We start from the raw sequence: 21,145 nt of genomic DNA, 5'->3' as shown, positions 1-21,145 counted from the left end.
GGTGGCGTGGGTCAGGAGACGGCAGTGGTGGCGAGGCCGTGGTTGTTGGCCCGGGTGAACCAGAAGTCACGGATCGCGCCCCGGCGCTTGAGGTCCCAGGCCCAGCGTTCGGCGGCCTGCGGGCGCCGGGTGAAGGCGAAGCAGGCGGGGCCGGTGACGCTGAGCGCGATCGCGTCGACGGAGGGCGCGGCCCGGCCGGCCGCCAGGACGCCCGCGACCGCCTCGCCCTGGAAGGCGATCTGCGCCTGCTTGAAGTGGCCGGTGAAGGTGATCTCGTTGACGGCCGCGCAGAACGCGTCGAAGTCCTGCTCCAGGACGGCCGGGGCGAGCCCCATGAACACCAGGTGCGAGGTGCGCCAGGACTCCTCGGCGGGGATCGGCGTGACGGAGTGGAACCAGTCCAGCTCCTGCTGCCCGCCCAGGTGCCGCCCGTGCGTCAGCAGCACCAGGACCGGCCAGTCGGGGAAGTCCAGCCGCACCACCGGCCGGGGCGGCGCCTCCTGCTGCGCGAAGCGGCTCGGCCGCAGGTACTTGCGCGGCTCGTCGGCGAAGTCCGGCGGGTTGACGTGCCCGCCGTCGACCAGGAAGCCGCCGTGCTCGGCCAGCCCGGTGCTGGCGCCGGAGGTCCGGCCGCGGCCGAGGGTCCGGGCCAGTTCCCGCAGGTCGGGCTCGACCCCGCACAGCCGGCCGTAGGCGGCTCCGACGGCCACCAGCGTGCTGGTCTTGGAGCCGAACCCGCTGTGCTGGGGCAGTGCCTCCAGGACGTCCACCCGGGCGGGCGGCCCGTCCCAGAGCTTGCGCAGGGTCTCCAGCGCGGCGGACACCTCGCGGGCGGTCTCCTCCGCGGTGCCGGTCACGGTGACGATCCCGTCCGTCGCCTCCCGGACCTCGGCGCTCAGGCCCGGCCGGTCGACGGCCATCGCGGCGATGCCGTTGCGGCGCTGCGAGGAGGCGTCGAGGCTGATCAGGGTGAAGCTCAGCCGGGCCGGGGCCGACACGTGCACGGCGCGGCCCCGGCCGGTTGGGTCGAGTGCCATGGTGAGCCCTCCGGTTGGTCGTCGAGCGCGGTCGCGGGCATGGCCGGTCGCACGCGGAACTCGGGTGACGGGGGGGTGTTCCGGGACGACGGCCCGAACGGGCGCACCGCCGGCCGACGGCCGGGCGTCTCGTCGCGGCTCTGCGGAGCACCCGGCGGTCGGCGCCGGGGCTCGCGGCGGTTCAATCTTGGACCGTTCCCGGACGGACCGTCAATCACCGTATGCCGAACGCCGCTTCACCACCACCGGTGACGTGGGGTGTCACATCCGCGGCGGCCGAATCGTCTCAGGAGTGGAAACCGGTCATCGCGATCGGCGCATCGCGACCCATCGAGACGGAGGCCCGCAGTGGCAACGCGGAAGGTCAACGAATCCCTGACCCGGGTCGGACCGGGCACGCCCATGGGCCGGCTGCTCCGCGAGTACTGGCTTCCGGTGATGCGCGCGGAGCGCCTGGCCGAGCCGGGCGGCGCGCCGCTCACGGTGGAGCTGCTGGGCGAGAAGTACGTCCTGTTCCGCGGCGCGGACGGCCGGATCGGCTGCTTCGACGAGGCCTGCCCGCACCGCGGCGCCTCGCTCGCGCTGGCCCGGAACGAGGACTGCGCGCTGCGCTGCATCTACCACGGCTGGAAGTTCGACGTCTCCGGTCGGGTCCTCGAAACCCCGTCGGAGCCGGAGGACGGCGGCCGGTTCGCCTCCAGGGTGAAGCTGAGGCACCACCCGGTGGTGGAGGCCGGCGGGATCGTCTGGGTCTGGCTCGGCGGCACCGGCCGGGAGCCCGGGCCCTTCCCGGAGTTCCCGTTCACCAAGCTCCCCGCCGAGCAGGTCTTCGCCACCGTCGCGCTGGTGGACTGCAACTGGCTGCAGGGCGTCGAGGCCGACATCGACTCGGCGCACGTCTCCCTGCTGCACGAGACCGAGGCCCGCAACGGCCCGCTGCGCGACCTGCTCGACGACACCGCGCCGCGCGACGAGATCGACGAGCAGCCGTACGGGCTGCGCTACGCCGCGATCCGCTCGCTGTCCTCCGGGGAGTCGCTGGTCCGGATCAAGCCCTTCGCGATGCCCTGGTACACCGTGGTGCCCGAACTCCCCACCGGCGACCGGCTCTGGCACGCGTGGGTGCCCATCGACGACCACCGCACCATCATGTGGTACCTGTGGTGGAACGACGAGAAGCCCGTCGACCCGTCCTACTTCGCCGAGCAGTTCGGCCTCGACCTCGACCGGATCGACCCCGACGACATCCGCAAGGGCTACACCCGCGAGAACAACTGGGGGCAGGACCGCGACGCGATGGCCGCGGGCCGCAGCTTCTCCGGCATCCGCGGCCTGGTCCTGCAGGACGTGGCCGTCCAGGAGAGCATGGGGCCGATCGTCGACCGGACCATCGAGAACCCGGGCAAGAGCGACCGCGGCATCGTCCGCGCCCGGCGCTACCTGCTCGACGCGCTGGAGACGCACGAGGCCGGCGGCACCGCGCCGGGGCTCGGCCCCGACGCCGACTACGGCAAGGTGCGCTCCGCCAACATGGTCGTCCCGGACGGCACGGACTGGCGCGGCCTGGTGTCGTAGCCCTTCCGCGCCCGACCGCCGGCCCGGTCACCAGCCACTCAGCCGCTCAGCCACTCATCCGAGGAACCCGTCATGGCCCATGTGCTGTCCGTCTCGGGCAGTCCCTCCGCGACGTCCCGCACCACCGCGCTGCTGCGCCACCTGGGCACCAGGCTCACCGCCCACGGTCACCGGGTGACCGCGCTGGAGGTCCGCTCGCTGCCCGCCGAGGCGCTGCTCGGCGCCGACCCCCTGCATCCGGCGATCGCGGCGGCGGCCGAGCTCCTCGCGGCGGCCGACGGTGTCGTGGTCGGCACCCCCGTCTACAAGGCGGCCTACTCCGGTCTGCTGAAGTGCCTGCTCGACCTGCTGCCGCAGTACGCCCTGGCCGGCAAGGTGGTGCTGCCCCTGGCCACCGGGGGCAGCACCGCGCACGTCCTGGCGCTCGACTACGCGCTGCGCCCGGTGCTCTCCTCGATGGCCCCGGCGCAGATCACCCCGGGCTGGTTCGTCCTCGACCGCGAGATCTCCGTGCGCGAGGACGGCACGGTGGCCCTCCCCGAGCGGGCCGCCGGTCCGCTGGCCCAGGTGACCGACCGGTTCTCGCTCGCGCTCGGCGGCCGCCCGGTCCTGTCCGCGGCCTCCGCCTGAGCCCCTCCGCCTCCGCCCTGCACCTACCAGTTGGAGCATCCGTGAAGCGCTGGTCCACCAAGGACTTGGAAATCCTCCGCCCGCCGGCCGACGGCCGGCCCGGCGACGGCATCCTGACCTTCACCGACCGCTACTCGGTCTACGACTTCGGCGTCATGCCCGACGAGATCCCCGGGAAGGGCACCGCTTCCGCCACCATGGCCGTCCACTCCTTCGGCCTGCTGGCGGCGGCCGGCATCCCGACCCACTTCGTGGAGCAGGTGGCGGAGAACGCGCTGCGGATCCGGCTGCTGGAGATCGACTTCCTCGGCCGGTACGGCCCGACCGGCCCGGCCGGGATGATCCCGCTGCAGGTGGTGTACCGCAACGCGCTCCCGCGCGAGTCCTCGGTCCACCGCCGCACCGCCGCGGGCACCCTGGACCCGGCGCTGGTGCCCCCGTACGCGGCGGACGGCGCGCCCTGGCTGGCGTCCACCATGGTGGAGTTCACCACCAAGTTCGAGGAGACCGACCGCTTCGTCACCGCCGAGGAGGCGGCCCTGGTCGGCCGCGTCACCCCCGGCGCCCTGGCCGGGATCGCCGAGCTGACCCGGACCGTCGCCGGGGTGCTGACCGCGCACGCCGACCGGGTGGGGCTGCGCCTCGCGGACGGCAAGGCCGAGTACGGCTTCGACGAGCACCGGCAACCGCTGCTGATCGACCACGTCGGCACCCCGGACGAGAACCGCTTCTACTTCCGCGGCACCCCGGTCTGCAAGGAGCTCCTGCGCCTGCTTCACCCGGAACTCCGCGGCCAGGTGCAGGAGTTGGTGCGGCTCGGCACGCCCCGCAGCCAGTGGCAGCGGCCTGAGCCGCTGGGCGAGCGGCTGGTGGCGGCCACCGCCGAGGTGTACCGGGCCCTCACCGCGCTGTGGCTCGGCGGCCGGGCGGACACGCCGCTGCCCGAGGAGCGGCTGACCCTGGCGGTCAAGGAGTTCCACGCCGCCCTGCCCGCACCGCGGTTGTTGGACCGCATCGGTCTGGTCGGGGCAGCGGACGAATAGGTCGGCGGACATGGGGGTCGGTGACGGGATCAGTCCCGGTGCGGTGGCACGGGCGCTGCGCCGCGCCGGGGTCGAGGCGGACGTCTCGGTGCGGCGCCGGGCGGAGTACTCCAGCGACGCCTCGCTGTACCGGGTCGTCCCGGCCGCGGTCGCCTTCCCGCGGTCGGCCGACGACGCGGCGGCGGCGCTGGCCGTCTGCCGTGACCTCGGCATCCCGCTGACGGCACGCGGCGCGGGCACCTCGATCGCCGGGAACGCGATCGGTCCCGGCGTCGTCCTGGACTTCTCGCGCCACCTGAACCGGATCCACCGGGTCGACCCGGACGAGCGGACCGCGCTGGTGGACCCGGGCGTCGTCCTGGACGACCTGCAACGGGCCGCCGCCGCCCACGGGTTGCGCTTCGGCCCCGACCCGTCCACCCACAGCCGCTGCACGATCGGCGGCATGATCGGCAACAACGCGTGCGGCTCCCGCGCCCTCGGGTACGGACGCACCGCCGACAACCTCGTCGAACTCGACCTGGTCGCCGGCACCGGCGAACGCCTCACCGCGCGCCGGGGCGCGGACCCGTCCGGCTCCCCCGCCCTCGCCGCCCTCGCCCGCGTGGTGGGCGAGCGGCTGGCCGTCATCCGCACCGAACTCGGCCGCTTCGGGCGGCAGGTGTCCGGCTACTCCCTCGAACACCTGCTGCCGGAACGGGGCTTCGACGTCCCGGCCGCGCTGGCCGGCACCGAGGGCACGCTGGGCGTGCTGCTCGGGGCGCGCCTCCGACTCACCGCCGTCCCCGCGGCCACCGCGCTCGCCGTCCTGGGCTACCGCGACATGGCGAGCGCCGCCGACGACGCCCCGCAGCTGCTGCCCTGCTCGCCCGTCGCCGTCGAGGGCCTGGACCGGCGCATCGTGGACGTGGTCGGCGGCCTGCGCGGCAAGGCCGCACTGCCCGAACTCCCGCGCGGAGCCGGATGGTTGCTGGTCGAGGTGGCCGGAGAGACCCCGGCCGCGGCACGGGACGCGGCCGGCCGCGTGATCGCCGCGGCCGGCGCCGAGGACTCCCGCCTGATCACCGACCCGGCGGAGGCCGCCGCCCTCTGGCGGATCCGCGAGGACGGCGCGGGCCTGGTCGCCCGGACCGCACGCGCCCACCCCGGCTGGGAGGACGCCGCCGTGCCGCCCGCCCGGCTCGGCGCCTACCTGCGCGAGTTCGAGGACCTGCTGGCCGCGCACGGGCTCACCGGCGTGCCGTTCGGCCACTTCGGCGACGGCTGCGTGCACGTCCGCGTGGACTTCCCGCTGGAGCGCCCCGGCGGGCCGGCCGTGTTCCGCGCGTTCCTGGAGGAGGCGGCCCGCCTGGTCGCCCGGCACGGCGGCTCGATGTCCGGCGAGCACGGCGACGGCCGGGCCCGCGGCGAACTCCTGCCCGCCATGTACTCTCCCGCCGCGCTGGCCGCGTTCGGCGCCGTCAAGGCCGTCTTCGACCCGGACGGCCTGCTCAACCCGGGCGTCCTGGTCGACCCCGCACCGCTGGACGCCGACCTGCGGCTGCCCGCCGCCCGGCCGCTGCGCACCGGACTCGCGCTCGCCCACCACCGCGACGGCGGCGACCTCACCCGGGCCGTCCACCGCTGCACCGGCGTCGGCAAGTGCCGCGCGAGCACCCCCGCCCCGGACACCGTGATGTGCCCGAGCTACCTCGCCACCCGCGACGAGAAGGACTCCACCCGGGGCCGGGCCCGCGTCCTCCAGGAGCTGGCCAACGGCACGCTGGTCAGGGGCTGGCAGGCCCCGGAGGTCGCCGAGGCCCTCGACCTGTGCCTGGCCTGCAAGGGCTGCTCCGCCGACTGCCCGAGCGGCGTCGACATGGCCGCGTACAAGGCCGAGTACCTGTACCAGCGCTACCGGCGCCGGCTGCGGCCGGCCTCGCACTACGCCCTCGGACTGCTGCCCGTCTGGGCCCGCCTCGCCTCGCTCGCCCCCGGCCTCGCCAACCGGGTCCTGTCCGGCCCGCTCGGCGGCCTCGGGCGGGCCGCCGCCGGCCTGGACCGGCGGCGCGAGCTGCCGCGCCTCGCCCCGCAGACCTTCCGCCAGTGGTTCGCCGGCCGCCCGGGGCCGGCGCCCGCCGGCGAGCCGGTCCTGCTCTGGGTCGACACCTTCACCGACCACTTCGGCCCGCAGGTCGGCCGGTCCGCCGTCCGGGTCCTCGAACGGGCCGGCTACCGGGTCGTCCTGCCGGACCGGCGGCTGTGCTGCGGCCTCACCACCATCACCACCGGGCAGCTGGACTCGGCCCGGCGCACCCTGCGCCGCACCGTCGCCGCCCTGGCCCCGCACGCCGAGGCCGGTCTGCCGATCGTCGGCCTGGAGCCCTCCTGCACCGCCGTCCTGCGCGGTGACGCGGCCGAACTGCTCGGCGCCACGGCCGAAGTGGCCGCCGTCGCCGGGGCCACCCGGACCCTCGCCGAGCTGCTCACCGCCACCCCCGGCTGGTCGCCGCCCCCGCTCCACGGCACCCGCGTGGTCGCCCAGCCGCACTGCCACCACCGGGCGGTCCTGGGCTGGTCCGCCGACCGCGAGCTGCTCACCCGCGCGGGCAGCACCGTCGACGCGGTCGCCGGCTGCTGCGGCCTGGCGGGCAGCTTCGGCGCCGAACGCGGCCACTACGAGACCAGCGTCCGGGTCGCCGAAACGTCCCTGCTCCCGGCCGTCCGGGCCGCCGGGCCGGACGCCACCCTGCTCGCCGACGGCTTCTCCTGCCGCACCCAACTCGCCCAGCTCGCCCACCGCGAGAGCCTCCACCTCGCCGAACTCCTGGACCGCCGATGACCGCCAAGCGCCCCCTGCTCGTGGGAACCGTCACCCTCGACCACCTGCACGAGGGCCCGCTCGGCCGCGCCCGCCCGCCGGTGACCCTGGCCTGGGGCGGCGTCATCCACAACGTCGCCTGCGCGATGGCCGCCCGCGGCGCCGACCCGGTCTTCGTCACCGCCACCTACACCGGCGACCTCGCCCCGGCCGTCGCCGCCCACCTCGCCGACCACCGGGTCGACTGGTGTCCGCTCCCGGTCGACACCCCACTGCCCGTCTTCGAGGCCGAACTCGTCGACGGCTCGGTCGCCGACAAGCACTTCACCGGCCAGGAGGCGCTGGACCTGCTCGCCCCCGCGCTGCTGGCCACCCGCCCCGACCTCCTCGACCGCGCCTCGGTCGTCGTCGCCGGCACCGACGGCCACCCCGCCACCCTGGCCTGGCTGGCCGACGCCGCCCACGACCGCGGGATACCGTTCTGGCTGCTGTCCGCCGACCCCACCGAGGTCCACAAGCTGGTCCCCGGGAGCCGGCACGCCGGCTTCGTCTCCCTCAACGCCCGCGAGCTCTCGAACTGGGCTGGCACCGAACTGGCCGACCACGACGCCGTCGCCACCGCCGCCCGCAAGCTGGTCGCCCCCGGCGGCCACACCCTCGTCACCCTGGGCGAGCAGGGGGCGCTCCTCGTCCCCGAGGACGGCAGCACCCCGCTCCACCAGCCCGCGCACCCCGTCCCCGGCCGGCCGCTCACGGTCGGCGCCGGCGACATCCTCTTCGCCTGCCTGCTCTCCGCCCGGCTGCTGCGGACCCCCTGGGACCAGGCCCTCCCCCGGGCGACCGCCCTCACCGCCGCCTACCTCGGCACCCCCGGCTACGCCGCCCTGCGCACCGGGGCCTGACGGGGGCTTGGCCGGGGCCAGGCGCTCCGCCGAGGTGCTCGGATCCGGGCCGCGTCCTCGGCCGGCCCGGCGGCCCCGGACCCGGCCCCCGGACCGGGCCGCAGCCGCAGGAGCGGCGGACGACCAGCCGGGAGGGGAACCGGCGCAGCCGGTCGCTGCGCGAGCCGCCCGTCCGGGGCCCGGAGCCCAGCACCAGTTCGACCGCGGCCCCGGCCATCGCCCGGGCGACCCGGTCGGGGCGGTGGCCGAGGGCGGTGATCGCGGCGACCCGGTCGCCGGTGCCACGGGCCGCGGGCCGTTGTTCACCGCGCAGGAGACGACCGCGGTCGAGGTCCCGGGAGTCCCCGCTGGATGCCCGGGGCGCCCCGGGGGGCGTCAGTGCCAGTCGGAGATCCGGACGTCGTTCGGGGAGGGCTCGCCCGCGCCGGTCTCGACGAGCTTCTTGAGGCTCAGCAGGTAGCTGGCCCACTTGGTGCTGCAGTGGGACATGAACTCCACCTGCTCGCGCCAGCCCTCGTGGCGGAAGAGCAGGATCGTCCACTCGCCCTCGGTCCTGAGGTCGAAGGAGACCCGGGTACCGATCCACTCCTCGGGGCCGTCGACGACCTCCCAGAGCACCCGGCGGGAGGGCTCGGTCTCCAGCACCTTCATGTCGAAGCCGCCGGGCGGGAAGCGGAAGCGGAGCAGGCCGCCGGGCGCGGCGTCGCCGTCGGTGTCCTCGGTCCACCAGGCGGCCAGGCCGTCCACGGTGGTGAGGGCGGCGTAGACCTTCTCGATCGGTGCGGTGGCGCCGATGCGGTGCACGATGTCCATGGTCATTCCTCCCGGGCCTGCTGGATCGCCTCGGCGATCCGCTTGATGCGGTGCAGTCGGGCGTCCCATGCGGCGCCGACCGCGGTGAGTTGGGCGACGGCCCGGGCGAGCTGGGCGCGGTCGACCTCGTAGCGGCGTTCGCGGCCCAGGGCGGTGCCGTGCACCAGGCCTGCGCGGTCGAGGACGCCGAGGTGCTTGGCGACGGCCTGGCGGGTGACCGGCAGGTGGTCGCTGAGGGTGGTGGCGGTGCCGCCGCCCCCGGTGAGCAGCAGGTCGAGCATCCGGCGGCGGATCGGGTCGCCGACTGCGGACCAGAGCTCGTCGTCGACGGCGGTCACGGCTTCGCCGCCGCTCGGGGCGCGTAGGCGGCCAGGCGGGGCAGGAAGTGGTCCCAGCCGCGGGCGTGGTCCAGGTAGGCCTCCTCCAGGACGGCGGCCTCCCAGCCCTTCTCCCGGAAGCCGGCCTCGCTGAAGCGCAGCAGGGTGCCGGCGCCGGAGGGGACCAGGTCGAAGGTGACCAGCAGCGAGTTGTCGGGGGCGGCGCTCTCGCCGTCCTCGTACACCCAGCGGAAGGCGAACCGCCGGGGCGGGTCGGCCTCGACCACGGTGATCGGGGCCACCGTGGCGCCGGGCGAGGCCGGGTCGCCGAAGGTGATCACACCGGTGGCGCCGGGGACGGGTTCGAGGTCGGCCTCGTCGGGCCACCACTCGCGCAGGTGCTCGGGCGCGCTGACGACCTCGTAGACCACCTCGGGGGCGGCGTCGATGTGGATCTCCCGCTCGATGCTGCCGTACTCCATCGGAGCCTCCAGGGATGAGCAACCTTTGGTTGCACATCACTGTAGGCCGGACCCCCGCGATGCGCAACCGTTGGTTGCGAGTCAACGGGCGCGGGCGCGTCAGTCCGCCAGCGCGCGGCGCCCGAGCCCCTCCAGCGCCGCGACGATCCGCTCCAGCGACAGGCCGCCCTGGCGCTGGTGGCGGAAGAGTTCGGGGGCGAGCGGGGCCAGCAGGTGGTCGGCGGCGGCCGCGGGGTCGGGCAGGCCGGCCTGCCGGGCCAGGTGGGCGACGTGCAGCCGCCAGAAGCCGTAGGCGCCGGTCCGGTAGCGCGCCTCGCCGGTCTCCGCACCCAGCACCAGGTGGACGTGGGTCTCCAGCAGGCCGGCCATCGCGGCGTAGAACGCGGCCAGCCGCTCCCCGGGTGCGGGGTGCGGCCCGCCCGCCGGGCCGGGGCCGAGCGGCGGCGGGCCGGCGATCACCCGCTCCTGGAGCGCCCGCTCGTGCTCGTCGAGGAGCGCCCGGGCGATCGACGCCCGGTCCGGGTAGCGCCGGTAGAGCGTGCCGCGGCCGATGCCGGCGGCCTTGGCGATGTCGTCCATGGTGACGGCGGCCGGGTCGCCCTCGACGAAGAGCCGCTCGGCGGCGGCGAGCACCCGGGCCCGGTTGCGGGCGGCGTCGGCGCGCTCGCGCGGACGGCCCTCGTCGATCCGGGGCAGCGGGGGGAGTTCGGTCACGGTGGACAGCCTAGAGACAAGTGGACACCGCGTCCACTTGCTCGTAGGGTGCGGGAGGAGACAACCGGACACCGTGTCCGCTTGTTCGTCGTCGACTTCCTGGGGGTCCGCCATGCCACGGCTTCTGCACCTGAACAGCAGCGCACGCACCGACTCCGTCACCCGCCGTCTCGGCGCGGCGTTCGTCCGCGCCTGGCGGGAGGCCGGCGGCGGCGCGGTGGTCCACCGCGACCTCGCCGCCGAGCCGGTGCCGCCGATCGGCGCCGGTTGGACCGGCATCTGCGACACCCTGCTCCGGGAGGGCATCACCGAGATCGCCCGGTACCCGGAGGCGGTGCGCGGCCCCGAGCAGCGGCGGGCGTGGGCGGTGGTCGCACCGCTGCTGGCCGAGCTGACCGCCGCCGACGTGGTGCTGATCGGCGCTCCGATGTACAACTTCGGCGTCCCGGCCGCGCTCAAGGCGTGGATCGACCAGGTGACCTTCCCGAAGATGGTGCTGGCCCCGCGCCGCTTCGTGGTGCTCTCGGCCCGCGGCGGCGCGTACGGTCCGGGGACGCCCCGGGAGCCGTTCGACCACCAGGGCCGCTACCTGCTGGACTTCTTCCGCGGCCACTACGCGGTCGAGGACGGCCGGCTGATCGGCGCCGAACTGGTCAACGCGACGGTCGACCCGGCGCTGGCGGCCCGGCTGCCGCAGCACCGGGACTCGGCCGCCCGGGCGCTGGAGCAGGCCGACGCGCTGGCCCGCGAGCTGGCCGCGGCCGGCCGGGAGGGGTGAACCGTGGCGTGGATCTGGCTGCTGGCGGCGGGCGCGGTCGAGGTCGCCTGGGCGCAGAGCATCCGCCCGACCGACGGCTTCACCCGCCTCCCGCAGACCGTGCTCTGCTTCGCGCTGATGCTGGGCGCGGTCTTCCTGCTCGCCCGCGCGGTCCGCGACCTGCCGGTGGGCACCGCGTACGCGGTCTTCACCGGCATCGGCACGGTCGGCGCCGTCCTGGTCGGGGCCCTGCTGCGGGGCGAGGCGCTCACCCCGCTGCGCGCCGTCGGCCTCGCGCTGATCACCGCCGGCCTGGTCACCGTCCGCCTGGGCGAGTCGGGGTGACCCGGCCGGGCGGACGGTGAGGTCGGATCAGCCGACCGAGGAGTAGGCGATGATGCCGCGGCGCAGGCCGTCGACTGCCTTGCGGGCGGTGGAGCGCAGCTCGGCGTCCTCGCCGGCCGCGTCCTGGATCTGGCCGAGCACGTCGATCAGCTGCTTCGTCCACCGGACGAAGTCGCCGGCCGGCATGTCGGCGTCGCGCAGCACCTGGTCCAGCTCGTGGCCGAGCGCCCAGCGGTACGCGGCCCAGGCGAAGCCCAGGTCGGGCTCGCGCTGGCCGACGCCCTCGGCGGTGGAGATCTTGTGCTGCTCCTCCAGCGCGTCCAGGTGGCCCCAGATCCGGACCATGTGGCCGAGCGCGGTCTTGGCGTTGCCCTCGGGCACCCGCGGGGCGAGCGCGTCGTCGGACTGCCGGGCCTCGTACACCAGCGCCGAGGCGCAGGCGGCGAGCTCGGCGGCGGCCAGGCCCCGCCAGACGCCCTCGCGGATGCACTCGGAGGCGAGCAGGTCGAGCTCGCCGTAGAGCCGGCCCAGGCGCTTGCCGTCCGCGGTGACGGTGTCGCCGGTGAGGTAGCCGAGGTCGGTGAGCAGGCCGCAGACCCGGTCGAAGGTCCGGGCGATGGTGTGGGTGCGCGAGCGCATCCGCCGCTCCAGGAGCTCGGTGTCCCGGTGCAGGCGGTGGTAGCGCTCGGACCAGCGGGCGTGGTCCTCCCGCTCGTCGCAGCCGTGGCAGGGGTGCTGCCGCAGGGTGGCGCGCAGCCGGGCGATCTCGGGGTCGTCGGCGGCGGCCGCCCGGCCGCGGCGGTAGCGCTCGGGCTCGGTGTGGCCGGCCTTGGTGCGCAGCGCCGAGGCGAGGTCGCGGCGGGACTGCGGGCTGCGCGGGTTGAAGGACTTGGGGATCCGCATCCGGTCGACCGGCGCCACCGGGTGCGGGAAGTCGATCATCGCGAGGCGCTTGACCTGGCGCTCGGCGGTGAGCACCACCGGGCGCGGCCCGTCCTGGTAGTCGGGGTGGCGGCTCGCGCCGCGGCCGTTGCGGGAGACCGGCGGCAGGCCCGGGTCGAGGACCAGCGCGAGGCCGGCGAACTTGCCGGTCGGGACGTGGATGATGTCGCCCGGCTTGAGCTGCTCGATCGACTCGACGGCGGCCGAGCGGCGCTGGCTGCTGCCCTCGCGGGCGAGCTCGTTCTCCCGCTCCTTGAGCCGCCGGCGCAGCGCCATGTACTCCTCGAAGTCGCCGAGGTGGCAGGTCATCGACTCGCGGTAGCCCTCCAGGCCCTCCTCGTTGCGCTGCACCTGGCGGGCGATGCCGACCACCGAGCGGTCGGCCTGGAACTGCGCGAAGGAGGTCTCCAGCAGCTCCCGCGAGCGGTGCCGGCCGAACTGGCCGACCAGGTTGACCGCCATGTTGTACGAGGGGCGGAAGGAGGACTTCAGCGGGTAGGTGCGGGTGCCGGCCAGGCCGGCCAGCGCCTCCGGGTCGAGGCCGCGCTGCCAGAGCACCACGGCGTGGCCCTCGACGTCGATGCCGCGGCGGCCGGCCCGGCCGGTGAGCTGGGTGTACTCGCCGGGGGTGATGTCGGCGTGGGTCTCGCCGTTCCACTTGACCAGCTTCTCCATGACCACCGAGCGGGCGGGCATGTTGATGCCGAGCGCCAGGGTCTCGGTGGCGAAGACCGCCTTGACCAGGCCCTTGACGAAGAGCTCCTCGACGACCTCCTTGAACCGGGGCAGCATGCCGGCGTGGTGGGCGGCGATGCCCCGCTCCAGCCCGTCCAGCCACTCGTAGTAGCCGAGGACGTGCAGGTCCTGGTCGGGGATGTCGGCGCAGCGCTCCTCGACGATCTGCCGGACCTGGGCGCGCTCGGCGTCCCGGTTGAGGCGCAGGCCGGAGGAGAGGCACTGCTGGACGGCGGCCTCGCAGCCGGCCCGGCTGAAGATGAAGGTGATCGCCGGGAGCAGGCCCTCGGCGTCGAGCCGCTCGATCACGTCGATCCGGCCCGGCGTCCAGACCCGGCCGGGGCGGCCGGCCGGCATCGAGCGGCCGCGGCCCTTGGCGAAGCGGTCCCGCCCGCCGCGGTCCATCTCGGAGCGGGCGAGCCGGACCAGCTCGGGGTTGACCGCCTTGGCGGGGTTGCGCGGGGCGTTCCTGGGGCGGCCGTCGCGGTCCGGGTTGGCGAACAGGTCGTACATCCGGTTGCCGGCCATCACGTGCTGCCACAGCGGGACCGGGCGGTGCTCGGAGACGATCACCCGGGTGCCGCCGCGCACCGTGTCCAGCCAGTCGCCGAACTCCTCGGCGTTGGAGACGGTGGCCGACAGCGAGGCCAGCACCACCGACTCGGGCAGGTGGATGATGACCTCCTCCCAGACGGCGCCGCGGAAGCGGTCGGCGAGGTAGTGGACCTCGTCCATCACCACGTAGCCGAGGCCGTCCAGGGCGGAGGAGCCCGCGTACAGCATGTTGCGCAGCACCTCGGTGGTCATCACGACCACCGGGGCGTCGCCGTTGACGCTGTTGTCGCCGGTGAGCAGGCCGACCTTGGCGGCGCCGTACCGCTTGACCAGGTCGCCGAACTTCTGGTTGGAGAGCGCCTTGATCGGCGTGGTGTAGAAGCACTTGCGGCCGCTCGCCAGGGCGAGGTGGACGGCGAACTCGCCGACGATGGTCTTGCCGGAGCCGGTGGGCGCGGCGACCAGGACGCCCTCGCCGGCCTCCAGGGCCCGGCAGGCCTCGATCTGGAAGGGGTCGAGCGGGAAGTCGTACAGCTGCTGGAAGCCGTGCAGCGCGGTGGCCTGCTCCTTGGCGCGCTCGCGCGCGGCCGCGTACGCCTCGGAGGGGCTCAGCTGCTGCTCGGGCAGGGGGGTGTCCACTGGTGTCACCTGGTCTTCCCGTGCGACGGGGCGCAGCTGCTGGGTTCGGTGTGGTTGATCGTGCATCTCAGCCTGAGGTTACCCGGCTGCACTGACATCAATGACACCGTTTTCCGGGGGCCACGCGGCGCGGTCGGACCACTGCTCCCGGTGATCATGCAACTTGCGAACTGCTCACATCCTGAGTTGCAAATGTCTTCATTCAGTCGACATAACGTCAGCCCAGATCAAGAGTCGATCGAATTCGGACTCTTCTGATCAACAGTCATGTCAGGACCGAACGGTTCCTACAGTCGGACCACCGAGCACGCCACGAACTGGAGGATCACGATGGCGAATCTGGAGACCTCGCTGAAGGAAGCGATGAACATCGAGGGGGCCATGGGGGTGGCCCTGGTCGACTACAACAGCGGCATGGCGCTCGGCACCCTGGGTGACGGTGCCGAAATCGACCTCAATGTCGCAGCGGCCGCCAACACGGACCTGGTCCGTGCCAAGATGCGCACCATGGAGATGCTGAATCTCCAGGACAACGACATCGAGGACATCCTGATCAGCCTGACCAGCCAGTACCACCTGATCCGACCCCTGACCACGAAGACCGGTCGCGGGCTGTTCCTGTACCTGGCGCTCAACCGCACCCGGTCCAACCTGGCGATGGCCCGGCACCAGCTGAAGCGGATCGAGTCGACGCTGGAGATCTGACCGGGGGTCCGGAGGGAGGGGGCGTCGATGCCCAAACCGCTGTACCAGGCCAAGGCCGAGTTCTTCCGGATGCTGGGGCATCCGGTGCGGATCCGGGTGCTGGAGCTGCTGCAGGCCGGGCCGACCCCGGTCCGGGAGCTGCTGGCCGATCTGGACATCGAGCCCTCCAGCCTGTCCCAGCAGCTCGCGGTGCTGCGCCGGGCCGGGCTGGTGACCGCCACCAGGGAGGGCTCCAGCGTGGTCTACGAGCTGGCCGGCGCCGACGTGGCGGAGCTGCTGCGCACCGCCCGCCGGATCCTCACCGAGCTGCTGACGGACCAGAACATCCTGTTGGCCGAGCTGCGCGCGGGCGGCGCCAGCGGGTGATCCCTAACGGGTGATCAGGTGGGTCAGCCCGTCCGCCAGCCGGACGTACTCCTCCGGGCGGTTGTAGACCTGGGCACTGATCCGCAGGACGCCGCCGCCGATCCAGGGCCGGACCGCGATCCGGGCCCCGAGCCGGCGGCGGACCGCGACCATCAGCGCCTTCGCCGCGTGCTCGCTCTCGGCCACCCCCGGCGGCAGCCGCAGTGCCCGCATCGAGGTGCCCGCGCACTCGGCGAGCGGGCGCAGCCCGGCGCGTTCGACCAGCTGCCGGCGGCCGTGCCCGACCAGCGCCTCGTTGTGCCGCCGGACCCGGTCGGTGCCGAGCTTCTCCAGCAGGGCGAAGCCGGCCGGGGCCGCCAGCCACGGGGTGTAGTCGCAGGTGCCGCGCCACTCGACCCGGGCCGGGAAGCCCCGGTCGTGCTCCCAGGAGAGCATCAGCGGGCGGACCTTGGGCCGCCAGGCCGCGGTGACCGCGAGCACGGCGGCGGCCCGCGGGGCGAAGGCCCACTTGTGCAGGTTGCCGACCCAGAAGTCGGCGCCGCCGGCCGCGCCGCCCAGGTCGACCGGCAGCATGCCGGGGGCGTGCGCGGCGTCCACCACGGTGACCACGCCGCGGGCCGCGAGGTCGGCCAGCAGCTCGGGGGTGGCGATCGCCCGGGCGGTGGGCGAGGTGATCAGGTCGAGCACGGCGACCCGGGTGCGGGGCGTGACGGCGTCCAGCAACCGGTCGCGGACCGCCTCCTCGTCCGGGGCGTGCGGGGAGATCCGGACGCAGCGCACGGTGGCGCCGGTCTCGGCGGCGCGCCGCTCGGCGGCCCGGGTGACCACGCCGTAGCCGTGGTCGGTGACCAGCACCTCGTCGCCGGGTCCGAGCGGGACGGTGTCCAGGGCGACCGCGACGCCCTCGGTGACGTTGGTGAGCAGGGCGAGCTTCCCCGGGTCGCCGCCGAGCGCGGAGGCGACCTCGGCGCGGGCCCGGGCGATCCGGTCGGGCAGGTCGAGGAAGAACCCGTCGGGGTCGCGCTCCTGTTCGGCCCGGAGTCTGGCCTGGACGCGCTGCACGGGGACCGGGACGGCGCCGTACGAGCCGTGGTTGAGGTGGGCCACCTCCGGGTCGAGGGTGAAGAGGTTTCCGGTACCGGGCAGGGGTGGGGTCATCGCTTCGTCCAGGGGTCGTCTCGAATTTTATGTTGTGTGACATTTCACACTGCATACTTCTAGCCGAACGGCGGGGGTCGCGGCAACCATCGGCGGGTGACCCACACCGACCCCTTCCTCGCGCTGAGCGCCCGCACCGGCCGCTTCAGCTACGGTTCCCCGCGCGCGGCCGCCCTCTCCTCGGACGGCGCCCGCCTGCTCTTCCTGCGCTCCACCGGCGCGGAGGACCCGGTCGAGCGGCTCTGGCTGCTGGACCTGACCACCCGCCGGGAGACCCTGGTCGCCGACCCGGCGGCGCTCGCCCCCGGCCGCACCGGCGACCCGGCCGACCTGCCGGTGCTGGAGCGCCGGCTGCGCGAGCGGCTGCGGCTGTGGGCGCCGGGCATCGGCTCCTTCGCCGCCACCGGCGACCTGGCCACCGCCGTCTTCGCGCTGGACGGCCGCGTCTTCCGGACCGACACCGCCACCGGATCCACCACCGAACTCCCGGTCGCCGGGCCCGCGTTCGACCCCCGCCCGAGCGCCGACGGGAGCCTGGTCGCGTACGTCGCGGGCGGGCAGCTCTGGCTGACCGGCGAGCAGCCGGCCGACGCCCCGCTCAGCCCGCGCGACGGCGCGGTGTGGGGCGTGGCGGAGTTCGCCGCCGCCGAGGAGCTGGGCCGCACCCGCGGCCACTGGTGGTCGCCGGACGGCTCGGCGCTGCTGGTCACCCGGATCGACGAATCCGCCCTGCCACTGCGGTGGTTCGCCGACCCCGCGCACCCCGAGCGGGCCCCCGAGTCGTTCGCCTACCCGCAGGCCGGCGGCCCCAACGCGGACCTCCAGCTCTGGGTGCTCGGCCTGGACGGCGGCCGGGTCCGGATCCTCTGGGACACCGACGAGTTCCCCTACCTGACCGCGGCCGGCTGGGAGGGCGACGGCGAGCTGCTGCTGACCGTCGCCGACCGGCTGCAGCAGCGCGTCGTGCTGCTCAGCGCCGACCCGGCGACCGGAAAGACCACCGAACTCGCGCTCACCACGGACGAGTTCTGGGTCGACCCGCTGCCCGGCACGCCGCAGCGGCTGGCCGACGGCCGGGTGCTCACCTCGTACGACACCCCTGCGGCCCGCGGCGTGGCGCTGGACGGCCGGATCCTCACCGACGAGCGGCTGCAGGTCCGCCGGGTGGTCGGCACCTACCGCGACCGGCTGCTGATCGAGGGCGGCGAGGGCGACCCGGCCGACCAGCAGCTCTTCCTGCTCGACCCGGACGGCGGCGCGCCCGAGCGGCTCACCGAGGGCCCCGGCGTGCACAGCGCGACCGCGGTGAACGGCGGCACCCTGCTGCTCACCTCGGCCACCCAGGCCGGCGTACGCCGCACCCTGCACACCGCCGACGGCGACTTCCCGCTGGCCGACCTGGCCGCGCCGCTCCCCCACCGGGTGACCCCGAAGCTCGCCCGGGTCACCGAACTCGGCCTGCCCACCGCCGTGGTGTACCCTCGCGGGCACGCGGCGGGCACCCGGCTCCCGGTCCTGCTGGACGTCTACGGCGGCCCCGGCTACCAGGCGGTGGCCAACGAGCCGCGCCGCTGGCAGCTCAAGCAGTGGTGGGCCGACCAGGGCTTCGCGGTGGTCACCACCGACAACCGGGGCACCCCGTTCGTCTCGCCGGAGTTCACCCGGGCGATCTTCCGCCGGTTCTCGCAGGTGGCGATCGACGACCAGGTGGCCGCGCTGCAGGCGCTCGCCGCCGACCACCCGGACCTGGACCTCGGCCGGGTCGGCGTGCGCGGCTGGTCGTACGGCGGGTACTTTGCCGCGCTCGCGGTGCTGCGCCGCCCGGACGTGTTCCACGCGGCCAGCGCGGGTGCCCCGCCGACCGACTTCCGGCTGTACGACACCGCCTACACCGAGCGCTACCTGGGCCTGCCGCAGGAGAACCCGGACGGCTACCTGGCGGACTGCCTGATCCCGGACGCGCCGGGGCTGTCCCGGCCGCTGCTGCTGATCCACGGCCTGGCGGACGACAACGTGCACCCCTCGCACACCCTGCTCCTCTCCGAGGCGCTGACCCGCGCGGGCCGGCCGCACGGTGTGCTGCCGCTGCCGGGGGTGAGCCACATGACGCCGGACGGCGGGCTGGAGGCCGTCGCGGCGGCCGAGCTGGCCTTCCTGCGGAACGCGCTCGACATCAACCCTGGCCCAAACCCTTCCATGTGACCGATGACATGTGAAATATTACCCGCGCTCAACACCACCCACCGTCCGGAAAGGACAGGTCAGTTGCGCAGACTTTCCGTCGCAATCGCGGTAGCGCTGGCCTCCAGCGCGATAGCCGTGGCAGTACCCCCCGCCGGCGCAGCGCCGGTGGCCCACTCCCCGACCCTGGCCCAGAACCAGGGCGCGGAGGGCCAGGAGGCCCCCGCGGCACCGCTCGCCCCGCAGGAGCGCCGACGCCAGGCCCTGCGCACCGAGGCGCTCGCCGGCGTCAACCAGGGCACCGTCGCCAAGAGCGCCGAGGGCACCACGCCGAAGAAGGTGAAGATCGGCAACGACTACGTCCAGCTCGCGCAGCAGCGCACGGACAAGGTCTTCGTGATCCTCGCCCAGTTCGGCGACCAGGTCGACAACTCGACCCTCTACAACGGCCAGCCCCGCTACGCGGGGACCCCGGGCCCCAAGCACAACCAGATCCCGAAGCCGGGCAAGGACGACACGCACACCTACTGGGAGAGCGACTTCAGTCGCGACTACTACCAGCGGATGTTCTTCGACGACACCCCCGGCGCCAACTCGATGCGCAACTACTACCGCACCCAGTCCTCGGGCCGGTACGACATCGAGGGCACCGTCTCCGACTGGGTGACGCTGCCGTGGAACGAGGCCCGCTACGGCTCCAACAAGGGCCCGCAGGGCGGCGGCGCCTGGACCCAGGCGCAGGAGCTCGTCCGGGACGCCACCAAGGCCTGGTACGACGGCGAGATCGCCAAGGGCCGCAGCGCCGCCTCGGTCAAGGCCGAGCTGGCGCAGTACGACGTCCAGGACCGGTACGACTTCGACAAGGACGGCAACTTCGACGAGCCGGACGGCTACCTCGACAACGTGATCGTGGTGCACGCCGGCGTCGACGAGACCTGGGGCGGCGGCGCCCAGGGCCAGGACGCCCTCTGGGCGCACCGGTCCTGGACCTTCCCCGACCCCACCGGCCAGACCGGCCCCGCCGGCAACCGGATCGGCGGCGCCCAGGTCGGCGACAGCGGCCTGTACGTCTACGACTACGTGCAGGCGGGCGAGAACAGCGGCGTCGGCCTCTTCTCGCACGAGTACGGCCACAACCTGGGCCTGCCGGACCTGTACCCGACCTCGGGCGGCGACAACTCGGTCAACTTCTGGTCGCTGATGTCCTCCGCCTCGTACCTGGGCCGGGGCAAGAACACCACCGGTTCGCTCCCCGGCGACCTGGACGCCTGGAGCAAGCTGCAGCTCGGCTGGCTCAACTACGACGAGGCGCAGGCCGCCACCCGCTCCAGCCACACCCTGGGCGTCAGCGGCTACAACACCGACCAGGCGCAGGCGGTGCTGGTGCACCTGCCGGCCGGCCGCACCACCACCACGCTGGCCGAGCCCTACGAGGGCGGCTCGCAGTGGTGGAGCGACACCGGCGACTACATGGACGCCTCGCTGACCCGCACCGTCGACCTGACCGGCGCCACCGCCTCGGCGTCGATCTCGGCGGCCACCTGGTACGACATCGAGCAGGACTACGACTTCCTGACGGTGGAGGCCTCCACCGACGGCGGCAAGTCGTGGACGGCGCTCGGCGGCACGGTGGACGGCGCCCCGATCGGCAACACCACGGCGCTGGTGCCCGGCCTGTCCGGCACCTCCAACGCCTGGCGGCAGCTGGACATCCCGCTCGACGCCTACCTGGGCAAGAGCGTGCAGGTGCGCTTCCACGTCACCTCCGACTCCAACACCCACGGCAAGGGCGTGCTGCTGGACGCGGTCAAGGTGACCGCCGACGGCACCGCCGTGGTCCAGGACGGCGCGGAGGGCGGCGGCAGCGGCTGGGCCCGGACCGGCGGCTTCTCGGTGATCAAGGGCAAGGACGCGGTCAAGGAGCACCCGCGGGCGTACCTGGTGGAGAACCGCCGGTACGTCGGCTACGGCGCCTACCTGAAGACCGGCCCGTACAACTTCGGGTACTCGGGCGTCACCGGCAAGACCAACGTCATCGACAACTACCCCTACCAGCAGGGCGTCCTGGTGTGGCTGTGGGACACCTCCTACGGCGACAACAACACCAAGGACCACCTGGGCGGCGGCCTGGTCCTGCCGGTCGACGCCCACCCGCAGGCGACCCGGTTCGCCGACGGGACGGTCACCAACGGGCGGTCGCAGAGCTACGACGCGACCTTCTCGCTGCAGCCGACCACCTCGTTCACCCTGCACAAGGCGGGCGTGGCCACCGTGGTGCCTTCGGAGCCCGCGGTGACGGCGTTCAACGACCGCACCGGCGTGTACACCGACCCGGCGATCCCGCAGCTGGGCGTGGCCGTGCCGGACACCAACACGAAGATCGAGGTCGTCCGGGAGACCCAGGGCGGGCGGCTGACCACCATCAAGGTCGGCCCCGCGTCCTGAACCC

18 protein-coding genes are annotated in these 21,145 nt (G+C 74.2%); 11 read left to right on the top strand and 7 right to left on the bottom strand.

Annotated features, from left to right (window positions below; all coding sequences use genetic code 11):
- Positions 1 to 11 precede the first annotated feature (11 nt).
- Positions 12 to 1,037, bottom strand: a complete 1,026-nt coding sequence (locus tag ABEB06_RS30580) for a beta-ribofuranosylaminobenzene 5'-phosphate synthase family protein (protein WP_345700145.1) — start codon at positions 1,035 to 1,037, stop codon at positions 12 to 14.
- A gap of 348 nt (positions 1,038 to 1,385) precedes the next feature.
- Between ABEB06_RS30580 and ABEB06_RS30575 the strand changes: the two genes are divergently transcribed.
- From ABEB06_RS30575 to ABEB06_RS30555, 5 genes are all read left to right on the top strand, one after another.
- Positions 1,386 to 2,612 (top strand): Rieske 2Fe-2S domain-containing protein, encoded by a 1,227-nt coding sequence (locus ABEB06_RS30575; protein WP_345700144.1) that lies wholly within the window; start codon positions 1,386 to 1,388, stop codon positions 2,610 to 2,612.
- Positions 2,613 to 2,684: 72 nt separating this feature from the next.
- A complete protein-coding gene (ssuE, locus tag ABEB06_RS30570; RefSeq protein WP_345700143.1) occupies positions 2,685 to 3,242 on the top strand; it encodes an NADPH-dependent FMN reductase in 558 nt (185 codons plus the stop codon).
- Between the two features lie 41 nt (positions 3,243 to 3,283).
- Positions 3,284 to 4,285, top strand: a complete 1,002-nt coding sequence (locus tag ABEB06_RS30565) for a phosphoribosylaminoimidazolesuccinocarboxamide synthase (protein WP_345700142.1) — start codon at positions 3,284 to 3,286, stop codon at positions 4,283 to 4,285.
- Between the two features lie 10 nt (positions 4,286 to 4,295).
- The gene (locus ABEB06_RS30560; RefSeq protein ID WP_345700141.1) at positions 4,296 to 7,106 is read left to right on the top strand and encodes an FAD-binding and (Fe-S)-binding domain-containing protein; all 2,811 of its coding nucleotides are present in this window, start codon (positions 4,296 to 4,298) and stop codon (positions 7,104 to 7,106) included.
- A complete protein-coding gene (locus tag ABEB06_RS30555; RefSeq protein ID WP_345700140.1) occupies positions 7,103 to 7,987 on the top strand; it encodes a PfkB family carbohydrate kinase in 885 nt (294 codons plus the stop codon). Before ABEB06_RS30560 ends, ABEB06_RS30555 begins: the two co-directional genes overlap by 4 nt.
- A gap of 375 nt (positions 7,988 to 8,362) precedes the next feature.
- Here the strand turns inward: ABEB06_RS30555 and ABEB06_RS30550 are convergent, their stop codons facing one another.
- From ABEB06_RS30550 to ABEB06_RS30535, 4 genes are all read right to left on the bottom strand, one after another.
- Positions 8,363 to 8,800 (bottom strand): SRPBCC family protein, encoded by a 438-nt coding sequence (locus ABEB06_RS30550; RefSeq protein WP_345700139.1) that lies wholly within the window; start codon positions 8,798 to 8,800, stop codon positions 8,363 to 8,365.
- A 2-nt stretch (positions 8,801 to 8,802) separates the two neighbouring features.
- Positions 8,803 to 9,138, bottom strand: coding sequence for an ArsR/SmtB family transcription factor (locus tag ABEB06_RS30545; RefSeq protein ID WP_345700138.1), 336 nt, complete (start codon positions 9,136 to 9,138; stop codon positions 8,803 to 8,805).
- A complete protein-coding gene (locus ABEB06_RS30540; protein WP_345700137.1) occupies positions 9,135 to 9,599 on the bottom strand; it encodes an SRPBCC domain-containing protein in 465 nt (154 codons plus the stop codon). The genes ABEB06_RS30545 and ABEB06_RS30540 overlap by 4 nt, the downstream gene beginning before the upstream one ends.
- A gap of 99 nt (positions 9,600 to 9,698) precedes the next feature.
- Positions 9,699 to 10,313, bottom strand: coding sequence for a TetR/AcrR family transcriptional regulator (locus ABEB06_RS30535; RefSeq protein ID WP_345700136.1), 615 nt, complete (start codon positions 10,311 to 10,313; stop codon positions 9,699 to 9,701).
- Positions 10,314 to 10,425: 112 nt separating this feature from the next.
- Here ABEB06_RS30535 and ABEB06_RS30530 point away from each other — a divergent pair, with 112 nt between their 5' ends.
- On the top strand, positions 10,426 to 11,091 hold the full coding sequence (locus ABEB06_RS30530) for an FMN-dependent NADH-azoreductase (RefSeq protein WP_345700135.1): 666 nt from the start codon (positions 10,426 to 10,428) through the stop codon (positions 11,089 to 11,091).
- Positions 11,092 to 11,094: 3 nt separating this feature from the next.
- On the top strand, positions 11,095 to 11,415 hold the full coding sequence (locus ABEB06_RS30525; RefSeq protein ID WP_345700134.1) for a DMT family transporter: 321 nt from the start codon (positions 11,095 to 11,097) through the stop codon (positions 11,413 to 11,415).
- Between the two features lie 27 nt (positions 11,416 to 11,442).
- On the opposite strand, the gene ABEB06_RS30520 is transcribed toward ABEB06_RS30525, so the two are convergent.
- Positions 11,443 to 14,352, bottom strand: a complete 2,910-nt coding sequence (locus ABEB06_RS30520) for a DEAD/DEAH box helicase (RefSeq protein WP_425559720.1) — start codon at positions 14,350 to 14,352, stop codon at positions 11,443 to 11,445.
- 264 nt (positions 14,353 to 14,616) lie between these two features.
- Here ABEB06_RS30520 and ABEB06_RS30515 point away from each other — a divergent pair, with 264 nt between their 5' ends.
- Both ABEB06_RS30515 and ABEB06_RS30510 read left to right on the top strand, forming a co-directional pair.
- Positions 14,617 to 14,991: a hypothetical protein gene (locus tag ABEB06_RS30515; protein ID WP_345700132.1), complete on the top strand. Its 375-nt coding sequence runs from the start codon at positions 14,617 to 14,619 to the stop codon at positions 14,989 to 14,991.
- Between the two features lie 27 nt (positions 14,992 to 15,018).
- On the top strand, positions 15,019 to 15,357 hold the full coding sequence (locus ABEB06_RS30510) for an ArsR/SmtB family transcription factor (protein WP_345700131.1): 339 nt from the start codon (positions 15,019 to 15,021) through the stop codon (positions 15,355 to 15,357).
- Between the two features lie 3 nt (positions 15,358 to 15,360).
- Here the strand turns inward: ABEB06_RS30510 and ABEB06_RS30505 are convergent, their stop codons facing one another.
- Positions 15,361 to 16,515, bottom strand: a complete 1,155-nt coding sequence (locus tag ABEB06_RS30505; protein WP_345700130.1) for an aminotransferase class V-fold PLP-dependent enzyme — start codon at positions 16,513 to 16,515, stop codon at positions 15,361 to 15,363.
- A 96-nt stretch (positions 16,516 to 16,611) separates the two neighbouring features.
- Between ABEB06_RS30505 and ABEB06_RS30500 the strand changes: the two genes are divergently transcribed.
- Entirely contained in the window at positions 16,612 to 18,717 is a 2,106-nt protein-coding gene (locus ABEB06_RS30500; RefSeq protein ID WP_345700129.1) for a S9 family peptidase, read from the top strand.
- Between the two features lie 117 nt (positions 18,718 to 18,834).
- The gene (locus ABEB06_RS30495; protein WP_345700128.1) at positions 18,835 to 21,141 is read left to right on the top strand and encodes an immune inhibitor A domain-containing protein; all 2,307 of its coding nucleotides are present in this window, start codon (positions 18,835 to 18,837) and stop codon (positions 21,139 to 21,141) included.
- Positions 21,142 to 21,145: the final 4 nt, after the last annotated feature.

Origin of the sequence: Kitasatospora terrestris (assembly GCF_039542905.1) — a bacterium.
Lineage (GTDB): Bacteria > Actinomycetota > Actinomycetes > Streptomycetales > Streptomycetaceae > Kitasatospora > Kitasatospora terrestris.
This window is presented reverse-complemented; position numbering and strand designations above follow the sequence as displayed.

Bases quoted from the DNA above. Each gene is read 5' to 3' on its own strand.
- ABEB06_RS30560 (WP_345700141.1), top strand. From the start codon at position 4,296: ATGGGGGTCGGTGACGGGATCAGTCCCGGTGCGGTGGCACGGGCGCTG.
- ABEB06_RS30510 (WP_345700131.1), top strand. From the start codon at position 15,019: ATGCCCAAACCGCTGTACCAGGCCAAGGCCGAGTTCTTCCGGATGCTG.
- ABEB06_RS30530 (WP_345700135.1), top strand. From the start codon at position 10,426: ATGCCACGGCTTCTGCACCTGAACAGCAGCGCACGCACCGACTCCGTC.
- ABEB06_RS30555 (WP_345700140.1), top strand. From the start codon at position 7,103: ATGACCGCCAAGCGCCCCCTGCTCGTGGGAACCGTCACCCTCGACCAC.
- ABEB06_RS30520 (WP_425559720.1), bottom strand. From the start codon at position 14,352: ATGCACGATCAACCACACCGAACCCAGCAGCTGCGCCCCGTCGCACGG.
- ABEB06_RS30550 (WP_345700139.1), bottom strand. From the start codon at position 8,800: ATGGACATCGTGCACCGCATCGGCGCCACCGCACCGATCGAGAAGGTC.
- ABEB06_RS30540 (WP_345700137.1), bottom strand. From the start codon at position 9,599: ATGGAGTACGGCAGCATCGAGCGGGAGATCCACATCGACGCCGCCCCC.
- ssuE (WP_345700143.1), top strand. From the start codon at position 2,685: ATGGCCCATGTGCTGTCCGTCTCGGGCAGTCCCTCCGCGACGTCCCGC.
- ABEB06_RS30580 (WP_345700145.1), bottom strand. From the start codon at position 1,037: ATGGCACTCGACCCAACCGGCCGGGGCCGCGCCGTGCACGTGTCGGCC.
- ABEB06_RS30505 (WP_345700130.1), bottom strand. From the start codon at position 16,515: ATGACCCCACCCCTGCCCGGTACCGGAAACCTCTTCACCCTCGACCCG.
- ABEB06_RS30515 (WP_345700132.1), top strand. From the start codon at position 14,617: ATGGCGAATCTGGAGACCTCGCTGAAGGAAGCGATGAACATCGAGGGG.